Below are 15,236 nucleotides of genomic sequence, written 5' to 3' on the forward strand. Positions count from 1 at the left end.
ATTACTCCATTTTTTATGAACAATAAATATTAAGGCATTTTTATGAAGTACTTACATGCAATGATTAGAACCAACAAACTAGAAGAAACGTTATCTTTCTATTGTGACCTTATGGGCTTACAACTGCTAAGAAAGAGAGACTCTGAATCAGGCAGATTCAGCTTATATTTTTTAGCAACGCATGAGGGTGCGCCAGAGATTGAGGTGACACACAACTGGGATGAAAAAGAGTATACCAATGGCGATAATTTTGGGCACTTTGCCTTTAAAGTCGACAATATATACACGCAGTGCGACACCTTTATACAGGCAGGGGTCGAGATATTAAGACCACCTAAAGATGGCCATATGGCTTTTGTTAAAGACCCTAACAACATCTCAATTGAACTGCTACAAAGTGGCGAAGACCTAGAACCTATCGAGCCTTGGATTTCGATGGAAAATGTTGGCAGTTGGTAAATGAGTGAGGCTAGCTAGCTGGGCTAGGATCGATGGACTGATTCGTTTTTTGCAGAAAATGATGATGACACGTATATCACAATTTAGCTTTCTTAAAATACAATCAAGCTCTAAAAAATGAGGGTAATATGAAAAAGTTATGCATCACTACGATCAGTATTTTAGGCACTTGCTTACTTTCCACTTATGCAAATTCAGCAAGTTTTGATTGCGACAAAGCTGCTAGTTGGGTAGAAAAAACTGTTTGCGAAAATCCTGAGCTTTCTAAGCTTGATGACGCCATGGCAGAAAAGTACAAAAGTAATCTAGTCACCTCTTCTGACTATGAAGACAGCAAAGCTTTTAAAGATAGGTTCATTGCTAATCAACGCATATGGCTAAATTTTCAGCGTAATACTTGCAAAGATACCAAGTGCCTTATCCGTGAGTATAAAGAATATATCGAAGAAGATACATATTATGATTGGGAAGATGAGCTAAACTCTTCTGAATTTCCCAATAAGGATATGTTTGGAGAATTTTCTAAAAACTTTCAAATTTCAGTATTTAATGTAGATGGTAAGCACAAAAATACGTTGCAAAATGCAATGAATACTTTGTCGATTAATAAGGTTGATAAAAAACCTAATCTTTCTGTAATTGAAAGTGACTTAATTTTTGATAATTTACATACCTGTAGTATTGAAGATAGCATTGCAAGGTGGTCACAAAATCATTGGGTCGTTAACGATGATCAGCCAGATGAAACCGTCGAGCTAAGATTATATCCAGCAATGTATAAGGGTAAGAATCAACTATTATTAAGAGACATTAATTATCAGTTTAGTTCAGGGCGTTGTGGTGTCCGAGGGTATTTTGACCGGATTATATTAGAGCACGAGGTGAGTTAGGTTTTCGAACTTCGAAGCAATGATAAGCTAAATTTTATCTCAATTAAAATAAAAACCTTGAGCAATATTTAAGCTCTAAATAAAAAAACAGCAGGAGATCACTCCCCTGCCGTCTTCTAGTTTTAGACACTGATTTTAAATCAATCGTTTAAATCTGCACAGCAACCTCAGCCCCATCACGAATCGCGCGTTTAGCATCTAGCTCAGCTGCAAGCTTAGCGCCGCCGATTAAATGATACTGCGCGTCTGGCGCATCACCAACGTTTGGCATTAGCTCAACGACTGACTCTTGACCTGCACAGACGACGACGCTATCGACACGTAGTAACTGGCTTTGACCTTGACCATTGGTCACCCAAATACCTTCATTGGTAATTTTGTCATACTGCACGCCAGCGACTTGGATGACGCCGTGTGATTTGATATGAGCACGATGCACCCAACCAGAGGTTTTATTGAGTCCGCTGCCCAAGCGACCTTTGCTGCGCTGCATGAGATAGACTTGGCGAATAGGTTTAATGGCCTCAGGCTTAACCAGACCACCATCCGTTTGATAATTGACATCATTAGTCACGCCCCACTCTTCGCGCCACTCACTAATTGACTGGGCTTTTGGACGATAGCTTGGATCTTTCAACGTCTCAGGATCTAGCTCATCAAGTGGTTGACCATGTTTGGCGGTGAGATATTCACTGACATCAAAACCAATACCACCAGCACCGATGACAGCAACTGTATTGCCAACTGATTTCTCACCAGATAGCAGTTCAGCATAGCTCATCACTTGTGGCAAATCTGCACCTTCAAGCTTACCTGCTAGACTTCTAGGTACGACACCCGTTGCGACGATGACATGGTGGAATTTGGCTTTTTCAAGCATGTCTTTATCGACTTTGGTGTTCAGTTGTACGTCGACACCCAAGTGCTCAAGCTCATTAATATAGTAGCGAATGGTTTCAAAGAACTCTTCTTTACCAGGGATGACTTTGGCATAGTTGAACTGACCGCCCAACACGTCTTTGGCTTCAAACAAGGTCACATCATGACCGCGCAGTGCAGCCACATGAGCGGCTGACATACCCGCAACACCGCCACCGATGACAGCAACTTTTTTCGGCTTCTTCGCTTTCTTATAGACCAATTCAGTCTCATAACAGGCTTGTGGATTGACCAAACAAGTCGAACGTTTGTTTTCAAAAGTATGATCTAGGCAGGCTTGGTTACAGGCGATACAAGTATTGATACGGTCTGCTTGACCATTTTTGGCTTTATTGACCCAATGTGCATCAGCTAAGAATGGACGTGCCATCTGAATCATATCTGCTTGACCAGTCGCGACGATTTCTTCTGCTGTTTCTGGCATGTTGATACGGTTGGCTGCCATCATTGGGATACTAATGTGCTTTTTGATTTCAGCGGTGAAATCCACAAAGGCTGCACGTGGCACACTGGTCACGATCGTCGGGACACGCGCTTCATGCCAGCCAATGCCCGTATTCATGATGGTTACGCCCGCTTCTTCTAGCGCTTTTGCCACGGTAATGACTTCATCCATGACGTTACCGTCTTTGACCAAATCGATAACAGATAAGCGGAATAGAATAATGAAGTCTTCACCAGTCGCCTCGCGAACGGCTCTAACCACATCAACGGCGAATTTCATACGAGCGTGAATATCACCACCATAAATGTCTTTACGCTTATTCACATGGCTCGATAAAAACTGGTTGAGTAGATAACCTTCAGAGCCCATGATTTCGACACCATCATAGCCTGCTTGCTTGGCAAGTTTGGCTGAACGAGCATAGTCTTTTACCGTTTGCTCGATGTTTTTAATACTCATCTTGCGCGGTTTAAATGGTGAGATTGGCGATTTAATCGGGCTTGATGACAGTACGAATGGATGATAACCGTAACGACCACTATGCAAGATTTGCATGATGAGTTTACTGTCATGTTTATGCACAGCACGGGTCACGCGTTGGTGATTGATGACGTCGGCCTTTGTATTCATGGTACCGCCCGCAGGGAGCAACCACCCTTCGCGATTGGGCGAGATACCGCCAGTGATCATCATCGCCACGCCGCCTTTGGCACGCTCTTCGAAATATGCCGCCAACTTGCCATAATTATAGAAACGATCTTCAAGACCAGTATGCATAGAGCCCATCACTAGACGGTTTTTGAGCGTAGTAAAACCCAAATCAAGTGGCTCAAATAAATGCGGGTAATGTTCATTGGTAGTGGCAGTTTCAATCGGCGCGGCAGTGCGGCTGGCGGTCATATCATTTTCCTTATGAATGGCTTGCGGGGTTTAACGTTACTGGTATCGTACCACACCGCTATTATCATCAGCTACGCAGACAAACGACTGATGAGTGGACATTTATTAATGACCATACCAAATGGCTTTGCTTAATAGCTGACTTCCTAGTATACGGTTAAACAAACACGACAAAACCAGTCCAATTATCAATGACGACTGTCTATAATAATTAGGTATTAAGACGTAGCATCGACTGGATTAATCGATTAGATTATAAGGGTAAAAATACAAATACTTTCAATTGATGACATGCCCTGATAAAGTCGATCGACTAAAGTATTACCTCAAAGAATCTCAAATATATGATAAAGGATTATCACAATGACAGACTTCCATACTGGTCTTGGCAAGAATGCAGCCAACCACCAGCCGCTTACCCCTATTGATTTTATTATTCGCAGTGCGCAGGTGTACCCTGACAAGACCGCCATCATTTATGACGACCTAAAATATAATAACTTCACCCAAACATGGCAACAGACCTATAATCGTTGCAGGCAGTTAGCTGATGGGCTGCGCAAACTGGGTATTGATAAAAACGATACCGTGGCAGTGATGATGCCGAACACGCCAGCGATGATTGAATGCGCCTTTGGTGTACCGATGTCAGGTGGCGTACTCTGTACATTGAATACCCGACTAGATATCAACGCCCTCACCTTTTGTCTACAACATTCCGAAGCTAAAGTTCTGGTTTTGGACAGTGAATTTGCAGAGTATGCCGAGATTATTGATGAAACCTTTCCTAACCTAATTGTTATTCACTCAACAGATGCGGCACTCAAAGTCGATCGATTTGGGCAAATGAGTTATGAGGAATTGGTTGCCAGTTCAGACAGTTTGGATAACTGGGAAAAACCATCAGACGAATGGGATGCGATTGCACTGAATTATACCTCTGGCACCACAGGCAAACCCAAAGGTGTGGTCTACCACCATCGCGGTGCCACGCTCAATGCTGTATCCAATATTCTAGATTGGGACCTACCGAAGCACCCTATGTATCTCTGGACGCTGCCGTTATTTCACTGTAATGGTTGGTGCTTTCCATGGACCATCGCTGAGCGTGCCGGTATCAACGTCTGCTTACGTAATATTGATGCAGATTTGATTTTACAGCTGATTGCTAAGTACAAAGTCAGCCATTATTGCTCAGCGCCTGTGGTACACAATATGATTGCAGGCGGTAAGTCTGAATACAAAGAAGCGATTACTCACGAAGTCAATGGTTGGGTCGCTGGTGCGCCGCCATCTGAGACTATGCTAGCCGCCATGGAAGCCATGGGGTTTCACATATCTCATGTCTATGGTCTCACTGAAGTGTATGGGCCAGTGACTGTCTGTGCCGAGCAAGCAGAATGGGATGAGCTAGATGTCACCGTACGTGCGCAAAAGAAATCACGACAAGGTGTGACTTCACACTTGATGACTGGGTTTGAGGTGTTTAAGCAAGGTACAACTGAACCTGTTGCCGCCGACGGTGAAGAGATGGGCGAGCTGGCATTACGCGGTAATATGGTGATGAAAGGCTATCTCAAAAGTCGTAAGGCCACCGAAGCGGCCTTTGCTGATGGCTGGTTTCGCACGGGTGATTTGGGCGTCAAATACCCTGATGGTTATATTAAAATCATGGACAGGCTTAAAGACATCATCATCTCAGGTGGTGAAAACATCTCTAGTATCGAGGTAGAAAACATCCTATATAAAATGCCTGAGATTCAAAGCTGCGCCGTGGTCGCTGCACCACATGAAAAATGGGGCGAAGTTCCTGTTGCCTTTATCGAGATTCATGCTAGTAGCACCTTGCAGCGCGATACCGTGATGGCACATTGCAAGCAGCATTTAGCCGGATTTAAAGTACCTAAATACATTGTATTTGCTGAAATACCAAAGACCAGTACGGGTAAAGTTCAGAAGTTTGAACTGCGACAAGCGGCCAAATCATTGGCACATGAAACACCGAAAGTTACGGTCAGTGCAAAGTAAGCTTTTAACATAAAAACTGTTATTGATGAAAAAGGCCAGCCTAATTAAATTAGGCTGGCCTTTTTTACTATTACTTATATTAATAATGAGTGATGCGGTTCTTTATAAATCACGCTTATTATTAACCAAACTTAGGCGCAAACCATTGATAAATTAACATGCCAACTATCATGGCAGGGATGAAGACATACGCTTGCCACTGCCCTGTCCCGAGCAGTACGATGCCTGGCCCTGGGCAAATACCAACCAACCCCCAACCAATACCAAATAGCACCGCACCAATAAGAAGTTTTTTATTGATAACGGTTTTGCTCGGCATCTCTATCACTGTATCAATCCAACTGCTCTGTTGACGCTTGGCCAATTGCACACCAACGATTGCCACGATTAATCCACCGCCCATCACCAGCGCAAGAGAGATATCCCATGCACCAAAGACATCCAAAAACCCTTGTACCTTCACAGGATCAGTCATACCAGATATCAGCAGTCCTAAACCAAATAACAACCCTGCCAGCAATCCAATTATATTTTTTAGCATGTTTTTCTCGCACCTAATATATTAATTCAAGCTGCTATAAATAGCATTCAACACTGTCTTAGCAACGAGCGGTTTAAATCAAACCTAAGACATGCCGACCGATATAAACGGTCACAATACCGAACAGCATAAAGGTTACCGTCGCTGCCATTGAGCGTGGAGACAAGCGTGCATTACCACAGATGCCGTGGCCACTGGTACAGCCAGATCCTAAGCGTGTCCCAAAGCCAACCAATAACCCTGCACCAATTAATAACGGCAAAGAGCTACTGATGGCAATCTCAGGTAACGGCCTGACCACACTATATAAGATTGGCGAGACGATTAAACCTACTATGAAGAGCACCTGCCACATCTCTACGCGCTTGGGTTTCAACAAGCTAGAGAATATACCGCTAATACCAGCAATACGCCCAATACCCAATAGTAGTATGACCGTCGCCACACCTAGTATTAAGCCGCCTACTAAGGAGATGGGTGTAAATGCCTGCCCGTCAATTTGTATACTCATATTGCTTACCCAGTCTTATATTTATCTTATATAAATACATTATATTATTAAATATAATAAAAAGGCAAAAAAAATACTGAACCCATATTAAACAGGCTCAGCATTCTTTTAGATAAGGCATATGCTAAGTATTATTGAGCCAATACTTTATCCAGTGCTGACTCAAAACGTGACACTGCGCCATCAATATCAGTTAGTTTATCTAAACCAAATAGACCCAAACGGAAGGTCTTAAAGTTATCAGGCTCACCCACTTTTAGTGGTACGCCAGACGCAATCTGCATGCCAGCTTCTGCAAAGGCGCTACCTTTATGCATATCATCACGGTCGGTATAAACCACGACAACACCTGGCGCTTCAAAACCTTTAGCTGCCACGCTCTCGATACCTTTATCAGCAAAGACTTGACGGATGCGGTTGCCCAATTCCCACTGTGCATCATACAATGTATCAAAGCCAACTTTTTTAGCTTCTAAAATAGTATCGCGGAACTGACGCAAGCTATCGGTTGGCATGGTCGCATGATAGGCATGACCGCCATTCTCATAAGCACGCATGATGTTTAACCACTGCTTCAAATCTAAGCTGAAGCTATCAGACTCTGTACTGTCTACTTTTTTGATAGCGGCATCGCTGAGCATGACGAGGCCAGCGCATGGCGTACTACTCCAACCTTTTTGCGGCGCGCTAATAAGGACATCAATCCCCAAATCTTGCATATCCAACCAGACACAACCTGAGGCAATACAGTCAATAACCAGTAAACCACCAACACTATGCACGGCCGCGCTTAAAGCTTTAATGTAATCCGCTGACAGAATAATACCTGATGAGGTTTCAACATGCGGCGCAAATACCACTGCTGGTTTTTCTGCTTTAATCTTTGCCACTGCCTCATCGATATCGACAGGTGAAAACGGCTTTGGAGAATCACCCTCTTCGCGATGAGCAGTCAAGACCGTAGTCGATTGGGCAATTTTGCCTTTTTCTAGGATTTGCGACCAACGATAGCTAAACCAACCATTACGAATAATGAGGCAATCTTCATCGTTTGCCAATTGACGCGCAACCGCTTCCATACCATAAGTACCAGCACCCGGTACAATCACGACTGCATCAGCGTTATAGACTGATTTCAGGTCGCTAGACAGGTCATTCATCACTTGTTGAAAGACTTTCGACATGTGATTGAGGGCGCGGTCAGTATAGACCACTGAGTATTCTAATAAGCCGTTTGGATCAATATCTTGACGTAATGCAGTCATAGGGCGCTCCTAGTTTATTGTTAGATGATTTAATAATTCTTAAGCTGTAGCTACAGCAAGCTCCAGACACTAAAACCTCAATATTAAAATGCAGATACTAAAATCTAAGTGCAAAAATCTAAATGCCAACCTAGCCAAATACTATTTATAGTGAAATAGCACTATTGCTAGAGACTATAGTTGATTCCATTTAAAAGTAGTACAAGGCAACCGAGTGTAGATGTATGTTTAATACTTCAAGTGAGGTTAAAGCAGTAATACTTTTATAGTGAAATAGCACTGTCGCTAGAGGCTACTATAGCTAATATTCATTTGGATATAATATCGAGTAATAATCGAGAGTACGACGCAGGGTTGACGATATAGCGCTTTATCCTAGTGCTATTGCCGTTGATGATTGTGTCTTGCATGCATTGATTTTATTAACTTGGGACGAAATCGTACAAAACATATGCACCGATATAAATGCTACACAGTGGTAGACTCATTACAGTGGTCGCGGATGATGGAATGACATGAATAGATACTGAGCCAGCATAAGTGCGCTAAGGCGTTTATCGAATAATGGCCAGCGAATCCCGACAGATTATCATCGCTTAATATGCTTATGACAGCTCGATATTAGCACTGATAATGCAGGTTGACAACGATATGTTCGCGCAATGCGTGCACTGGCGAATCTATGATTTTTTGATAAAGGAATGGCTACTATCGACGGCCGCGATGTGACTCATTCAAGCCTGCTACCACAAAGTCTAACAGTTCGCTGTCACCTTCACGGGCAGCTTTACGCAGCAGCTTCGATGGTGCATGTGTGAGTTTCTGGGTCAGACGGCGTGACAGCTCGGTGAGGATATCTTCAGGGCTGGCATCACTCTGCTGTAGCTGAGCGATAGAATCATGCAGTAGTTTGTCTACTTGATCCTGAGTACGTGCACGGTATTGCTCTATATCTTTACCGACTTGGCGCACTTGAAAACTACGATCCATCTCAACGACCAGTTGGCTGACCAGTAGCTCCGCATCTACCGCTGCTTGTCTGCGCTGCTCGATGTTACCAGCAATCACGTGCTGCAGATCGTCGACAGAATACAGATAGATATCATCTATACGGCTAATGGTGGAGTCAATATCGCGCGGCACTGCTAAGTCAATCATCAACATTGGCTGATAGCGGCGACGCTTGAGCGCCTGCAATGTCATGGTTTTATCAATCAACAAATCCATACTGCCGCTACAGCTACTGACAATATCAGCCTCTGCCAACACTTGCGGTAGCTCTTGCAGTGTTCTGACTTCCACACGGCGATTAGGGTTGCGCAGCTCAGCCGCCAGTGCTTCTGCCCGTTCAGGATTACGATTGCAAATGATAACCCGCCCGACCCCAAGCCCCGCAATGTGCGTCGCGACCAATCTATTCATCTCGCCTGCTGCCACAACCAATAGAGTTCGGCTAGGCAAATCATCAAATATTTGCGTGACGAGTTTGGCCGCCGCAAAGCTGAGCGATACCGCTTGTGCACCTACTTTGGTCTCATTACGCACACGCTTAGCAGCCGCAAACACTTGATCGACGACCCAACCGAGCTGATTACTCAATACTTTTTGCTCTTGTGCGAGGTGTACAGAGCGCTTAATTTGACCGAGTATCTGCGGCTCACCCAATATCATAGAGTCTAGCCCTGCGGCGACCCTGAGCCAGTGAGTTAAAGCATGCGTATCACGATGCACATAGAGATACGAGTCAATCTCAGAGAGTGATAGTTGCTTAAAAGTAGCGAGCCAGCTTTTAATTTTGATAATATGAGCACTGATGGTAGCAGATGAGAGCTTGCTACTACTGGTAAAAGCATTACTAGCCACTTCCTGCCCAGTAGACTCGGCCTTTTGGGATTCTGATAATTGTGAATCTAACGATGATGTTAAATTTGACGACGGTAAGGTTGAATTTTGCGATGCTAAGGCTTGTGGTACAAGGGCGTAAATCTCGGTACGGTTGCAGGTAGAGACAATCACACTACCATCTGTGAATGCTTCTAACTGTTTGAGCGCGATATTCACATCGTCACCTACTAACGCCAAGCGCTCTCGTAGAGCGACTGGTGCAGTTTTGTGATTGACCCCAATGACCACTAATCTCATTATTGATAGACCATAAAAATGATGCTCATCTGCCAACCGCTCTATCTTATTATTTTTAAAAGACAGTTTTGGACGACAGCGTTAAAAGAAATAATCTGAAAACCGCTTATTATATCATTATTGCCAGCTTTAATTAACACTCGCCTACCGATGATAACTATTTGCTTGTATCTGGGCGCGCATGTCACAAATCAACTACTCATACGATTGGTAAAGCCAATGTTTGAATTTGAGCAAATGTTTAAAAAATGCTCACAAACCATTCGCTTACTCTGCATTAAATTGTTATATTTTCATAATATGCTGACCAATATTGATAGCGAATTATCGTCATAGATAGTCAGATAATCATGCTTTGCCCACCAGCTATTGTTAGAATAGTTAATACTACTATCTGAGTAACACGGTCACTATTGTTTATACCAGCTATCTACTCTTATAATGTTTGTCATGGGTACTCGTTACCAACATTTAGTTTAAAATAATTAAAACATATAGTTAGAAAACTGCTAAACAGCTACGGCGTTACCCTCCCTAGATGTACGGCTTGTACAATCTGCAGACGGCTGCCTTGTACCCGTTTTAGAATTCTTTGGCTATAGCTTATCTTATCGATATAGATAAATAATGGGCAAATACGGTTATCTATGATTTTTTTCGGGTCATTACTTCGATCAAAACTTGCGCATGACGCCCAATCGAATCTTCATGCTTTATGGCATGACATTATTGAACGTCTATGGCAACACTATAAGCTAACATTATCGTTGGCCGTCTGTCTGTGCCTAGGATCTTCTTCTGTATACGCAAACCCTTCCAACGTCTTATTACAGACCACTGGACCCAGCGTATCAGCAGCTATCATAGACGACAACGCATACAGCAACAATGCATCGAATAACAATGCGACGAGTCATACTACAACAACTATCCATACAAGCATACAGCCCACAGGAAAGGTTGCCAATATTGATGGCCTAGCCCCAGCAAGCCTATGGCAACCTGAGCTCGAAGAGCCAAGTTTATATGCGCTGCTAGATGCGGAATTTTCAGCAGATCGTGATGACAAAAAGCGCGCGATTACTATCTACAAGCAGCAATCTTTTAAAGAAGATGCGACGGCAGTCTTTGAGCGCGCGCTTAGCTTGTCTTTGCGCAATGAACGGGTCGAGGATTCGTTACAGTTTGCCAAAACATGGCAAGACCAAAACCCCGATCACGTGCCTGCTTGGTTTTATGTGGCGCATTTGGCGCTACGAGCACACGACTACTTGCTAGCTGGCGAGACATTGAATCGTATCTTGCGTTACGACCCTAGAGCAGACCTAAGCGAAATCCTTATCGGTATCTATCCAAACGATGATGAAGATAAGCGTGAATTACTTGCCGCGCTACAGCCGCTAGATAGCGAGCAAAATGCTTCATTGTCCGTATTAAAAGCAGGCTTGCTTTACCAATTTAATGAGCCTGAAAATGCCATTATCCATATCAACCGTGCTTTAGAACGCCAACCAGACTATGTGCCTTTTATTACGTTAAAGGCCGACATATTGCGCAAAATCGTTACTGCTGAGACAGTAATCAATTATGTCAGCCAAGCACGACTGCGTAATCCAGACAGTAAGAACCTTTACTTGTATGAAATCCGCTATTTGTTGGACTTAAAGCAAAGCCAAGAAGCGTGGGAGTTATTACTAAAAGCACATAAGCATTTTAATGATGATGCTGAGATTACTTTATTAGCAGCATTAGTGAGCTTGGATATCGAAAAATATGATAATGCCGATCAGTTACTCAATATGCTGGCAAAGACACCCGCTTATCTTAATCAGGCTTATTACTATCTCGGTATCAGTGCTGAGCGCCAGCAGAAATTTGAACAAGCCAAATACTATCTCAATGGTGTCATGCAAGAAGACTTAGTGCTAGAAGCTCGTAGAAAAGTCGTCGCATTTGAATTACTCAATAACAATACTAAAGCGGCAATGTCAGTTTTAGAAAAGCTGCGTAAAGACTTTGAAGTATTTGCACCTGACACGTTTGTGATGCAAGCCGATATCTTATGGCAGCAAAACAAACCTGACGAAGCGCTGAGCCTATTAACGAAAGCTGCGCGTAATTATCCTGATAATGAAATGCTCTTGTTTGCACGTGCCCAGCTCCTCGATGACAAAGAAGACTATATCGTAAAACGGCCCCTACTCAACCACTTACAGGCTTTAGATCCTAGCAATCTGTCTTATAAGCTCAGTTATGCACAGCTACTATTGGCCAACGAACGCAGCTCTGAGCAAGGTCTTGCGCTTGCGACAGCGATCATTAAAATTCACTATGATGACCCACGTTACGATAATGAGCTACATCTACAAGCACTCAATATCCTAGCAAGCAATGCGCTGGCTAACAAAAACTACCAGCAAGTTATCGACTACCTACAGACACCTTATGACGTGTTGCCTACGCTACGTTCAGGTGCTTTACTGTTACGTGCGTATCAAGGCCTAGGTAATAATGAAAGAGTCGAGACACTACTTACAGACTTGCAGAAACGCTTTTCATTCGGACAGCATAATATTAATGATCGCATACAGCTGTATTAAATACATGGTCAATAATCCATTTTGATAGTAGGTAAAGCAGTTCAACGATTGCTGAGCACTTAATTACAAGGCACTTATAAGAAGCTAACAGCCACGCATAACTGAGTAACAAATAACACTTAAGCTAATATCTTTGTAAATTTGTTCATTATTGGGGAAACATCATGTCAGTAGTTACTACTTCTTATAAGCTTAATAGAGTCACTCTATTCACGGCCATGGCAGCAGCGCTCGTGATAACATCTGGTTGTCAGTCATTAAAAACAGCGAGTGCGACTACCAACCAACCAACCACAACTATACAAGAGCAACCACAAAAGCTTGAGACCTTTAATATTACTGGCAAAATTGGTGTAACGATGCCTGCTAACGACACCACAGGCGCTCAAGGTGGCAGTGCCTTTTATGCGTGGGGACAACAAGAAGACCGCTTTGCTATCGAGCTGATTGGCGCGCTAGGTATCGGTAAAACCAATATCGAATATGATGGTCAAACCGCCACGCTAGTCAGTGAAAAAACAGGGTCATTGACAGCCAATGATCCTGAGACTCTATTGAAAAAAGCAACCGGCTGGCAGGCTCCTATCTCACAAATGCCTTATTGGATATCTGGTCGTCCAGCACCTTCAGACAGTGCGCCAGAAATGGATGCCCAAAAGCGCTTAATCAGCTCAGTTAACGGTGAGTGGACTGCTAGCTTCACCTATAAGGGCACTGATAAGCTACCGAGTAAAATCAGCGCTGTGCAGCCTCAAGGTAACAAGGTCGTGATGACGATTAATCACTAACCTATCGCTCATTACATCACTCACTAGTTAGAGCAATGACCCATCAAGCCACCGTTGCTTACTAAGCTAGCCGTTTATGGCTGAAAACTTTATGACTGTACATTATGATTGAAAATATAGCCGCATCGTCTGCCTCTACTATCACACGCTTATCCCCTGCAAAGATTAATCTGTTTTTGCATATCACTGGTAAGCGCGCTGACGGCTATCATGATTTACAAACGGTCTTTCGCTTGCTCGATTGGGGTGATTATTTACATTTTTCAATAGACAGTGATGTCGACGCTGATACTAGTGATAACACGTTAGAAGCTACGAATCTTTGCCATCAATTACTATCACTAAATGGCGCAGAAGCGATAACGACCAGCATAGAAGACAATCTCATTTTTAAAGCAGCATACGCATTATTAGCTGCTTCAGTACTATCTGACAAGCTACCTAAGCAGTTAGCATCAGTGAATGTCACTTTAGATAAACATTTACCAATGGGTGCAGGATTGGGTGGTGGCTCCTCTAATGCTGCCACCACCGTATTGGTATTAAATGAGATTTGGCAGCTTGGCTTTACTTGTGATGAGCTTATAAAAATCGGTGCAAAAGTGGGCGCTGATGTGCCCATATTTATCTTTGGGCAAGATGCGATTGCGATGGGTATTGGTGAGGAACTGACCGCCATTGATTTACCAGAACAGCAATATTTGATTCTGACACCTGATGCACACGTCAACACTGCCACACTTTTCGCTCATCCAAAACTAGAGCGAGGCATCACGCCCCTATCGATTGAAACCATTCAAAACCAATACGCTGATTATGTACAAACGCTCACTGCGCCCTATCACAATGTTTTTACGCCAGTGGTGACGAGCCTCGCACCTGCTGTTAAAGAGGCTTTACGTTACTTACAAAGGTTAGAGCAGCACGCGATGGGTACAGCACGAATGACTGGCTCTGGTAGCGCAGTGTTTTTACCTTTGGATGCAAGCGTGACTACTGACAAAGCACTTTTAGCCAAGTGGATTGCGGAAGCACCTTGTAAGGGATACGTGGTTGGGAGTTTATAATTTTTTATTATTACTCCCATACCCTTATAGTTTTAACTGTAATCTAAGAGATTAGAAACATTACCTGTTGTATTCAACTTTAAAAAGTATTTTATTATCCAATAAAAAATCTCAATACTTCAAAATACCATAGGCAATTAGCTTTAATTCAGTGATCAGCTTTAACTTTAGTCTCTCAAACCTACCTCATTACGAATAAAAGCCATAAAAAGGCGCAAATGACTTGCAAAATCTGAAAAATTACTTATAATAGGTCGCCTAAATAGGGGTATAGCCAAGTTGGTAAGGCATCAGGTTTTGATCCTGACATCCGTTGGTTCGAGTCCAGCTACCCCTGCCATTTTTAAGTTCGAAGCGTTTGATATGTATACATTATAAGTGAATTATAAATCGTCACTTATGGTATTACCATTGACAACGCCATCCCAGTTTCGGTATAGTTCGCAATGAACGCCGCTAGGGGAAGTTAGATATTAAACGGTTTATCCGTTTTGTAGTTAACTGAAAGGTCGTAACGCCATTCTAGAAGTAACAATTATTAAAAGTTACTGCTAGAAATCGGACGTACACAGCCTAGACATTACAGGGGTATAGCCAAGTTGGTAAGGCATCAGGTTTTGATCCTGACATCCGTTGGTTCGAGTCCAGCTACCCCTGCCAT

Annotated in this window: 11 protein-coding genes and 2 tRNA genes; 8 read left to right on the forward strand and 5 right to left on the reverse strand. The window is 43.1% G+C overall.

Annotation, left to right across the window (positions count from 1 at the left end; all coding sequences use genetic code 11):
• The first annotated feature begins 42 nt into the window (after nucleotides 1-42).
• Both AAEY75_RS07025 and AAEY75_RS07030 read left to right on the forward strand, forming a co-directional pair.
• Complete coding sequence (locus AAEY75_RS07025; RefSeq protein WP_352259201.1) at nucleotides 43-459, forward strand: VOC family protein; 417 nt, start codon at nucleotides 43-45, stop codon at nucleotides 457-459.
• 128 nt (nucleotides 460-587) lie between these two features.
• Entirely contained in the window at nucleotides 588-1,349 is a 762-nt protein-coding gene (locus AAEY75_RS07030) for a lysozyme inhibitor LprI family protein (protein WP_352259202.1), read from the forward strand.
• Nucleotides 1,350-1,497: 148 nt separating this feature from the next.
• Here AAEY75_RS07030 and AAEY75_RS07035 read toward each other — a convergent pair whose 3' ends face one another.
• Nucleotides 1,498-3,633 (reverse strand): FAD-dependent oxidoreductase, encoded by a 2,136-nt coding sequence (locus AAEY75_RS07035; protein WP_352259203.1) that lies wholly within the window; start codon nucleotides 3,631-3,633, stop codon nucleotides 1,498-1,500.
• A 363-nt stretch (nucleotides 3,634-3,996) separates the two neighbouring features.
• Here AAEY75_RS07035 and AAEY75_RS07040 point away from each other — a divergent pair, with 363 nt between their 5' ends.
• Nucleotides 3,997-5,661: an AMP-binding protein gene (locus tag AAEY75_RS07040; RefSeq protein WP_352259204.1), complete on the forward strand. Its 1,665-nt coding sequence runs from the start codon at nucleotides 3,997-3,999 to the stop codon at nucleotides 5,659-5,661.
• Between the two features lie 121 nt (nucleotides 5,662-5,782).
• Here the strand turns inward: AAEY75_RS07040 and AAEY75_RS07045 are convergent, their stop codons facing one another.
• The 4 genes from AAEY75_RS07045 to hemA form a co-directional block, all read right to left on the reverse strand.
• Nucleotides 5,783-6,202, reverse strand: coding sequence for a DUF6691 family protein (locus AAEY75_RS07045; RefSeq protein WP_352259205.1), 420 nt, complete (start codon nucleotides 6,200-6,202; stop codon nucleotides 5,783-5,785).
• A 73-nt stretch (nucleotides 6,203-6,275) separates the two neighbouring features.
• Nucleotides 6,276-6,713 carry a YeeE/YedE family protein gene (locus AAEY75_RS07050; protein ID WP_352259206.1) on the reverse strand — a complete coding sequence of 146 codons (438 nt, stop codon included), beginning with the start codon at nucleotides 6,711-6,713 and terminating at the stop codon, nucleotides 6,276-6,278.
• 131 nt (nucleotides 6,714-6,844) lie between these two features.
• Entirely contained in the window at nucleotides 6,845-7,978 is a 1,134-nt protein-coding gene (locus tag AAEY75_RS07055; RefSeq protein WP_352259207.1) for an aminotransferase class V-fold PLP-dependent enzyme, read from the reverse strand.
• A 708-nt stretch (nucleotides 7,979-8,686) separates the two neighbouring features.
• The gene (gene hemA, locus AAEY75_RS07060; protein WP_352259208.1) at nucleotides 8,687-10,120 is read right to left on the reverse strand and encodes a glutamyl-tRNA reductase; all 1,434 of its coding nucleotides are present in this window, start codon (nucleotides 10,118-10,120) and stop codon (nucleotides 8,687-8,689) included.
• 647 nt (nucleotides 10,121-10,767) lie between these two features.
• On the opposite strand from hemA, the gene AAEY75_RS07065 reads away from it, so the two are divergent.
• The 5 genes from AAEY75_RS07065 (at nucleotide 10,768) to AAEY75_RS07085 (ending at nucleotide 15,235) form a co-directional block, all read left to right on the forward strand.
• Nucleotides 10,768-12,720: a tetratricopeptide repeat protein gene (locus AAEY75_RS07065; RefSeq protein WP_352259209.1), complete on the forward strand. Its 1,953-nt coding sequence runs from the start codon at nucleotides 10,768-10,770 to the stop codon at nucleotides 12,718-12,720.
• A 164-nt stretch (nucleotides 12,721-12,884) separates the two neighbouring features.
• The gene (lolB, locus tag AAEY75_RS07070; RefSeq protein WP_197215647.1) at nucleotides 12,885-13,508 is read left to right on the forward strand and encodes a lipoprotein insertase outer membrane protein LolB; all 624 of its coding nucleotides are present in this window, start codon (nucleotides 12,885-12,887) and stop codon (nucleotides 13,506-13,508) included.
• A 104-nt stretch (nucleotides 13,509-13,612) separates the two neighbouring features.
• On the forward strand, nucleotides 13,613-14,575 hold the full coding sequence (gene ispE, locus AAEY75_RS07075) for a 4-(cytidine 5'-diphospho)-2-C-methyl-D-erythritol kinase (protein WP_197215645.1): 963 nt from the start codon (nucleotides 13,613-13,615) through the stop codon (nucleotides 14,573-14,575).
• A gap of 264 nt (nucleotides 14,576-14,839) precedes the next feature.
• Nucleotides 14,840-14,915 (forward strand) — tRNA-Gln (locus AAEY75_RS07080).
• 244 nt (nucleotides 14,916-15,159) lie between these two features.
• Nucleotides 15,160-15,235, forward strand: a tRNA-Gln gene (locus AAEY75_RS07085).
• The last annotated feature ends 1 nt before the right edge of the window (nucleotide 15,236 follow it).

This window comes from Psychrobacter sp. TB55-MNA-CIBAN-0194 (assembly GCF_040309505.1).
GTDB lineage: Bacteria > Pseudomonadota > Gammaproteobacteria > Pseudomonadales > Moraxellaceae > Psychrobacter > Psychrobacter fozii.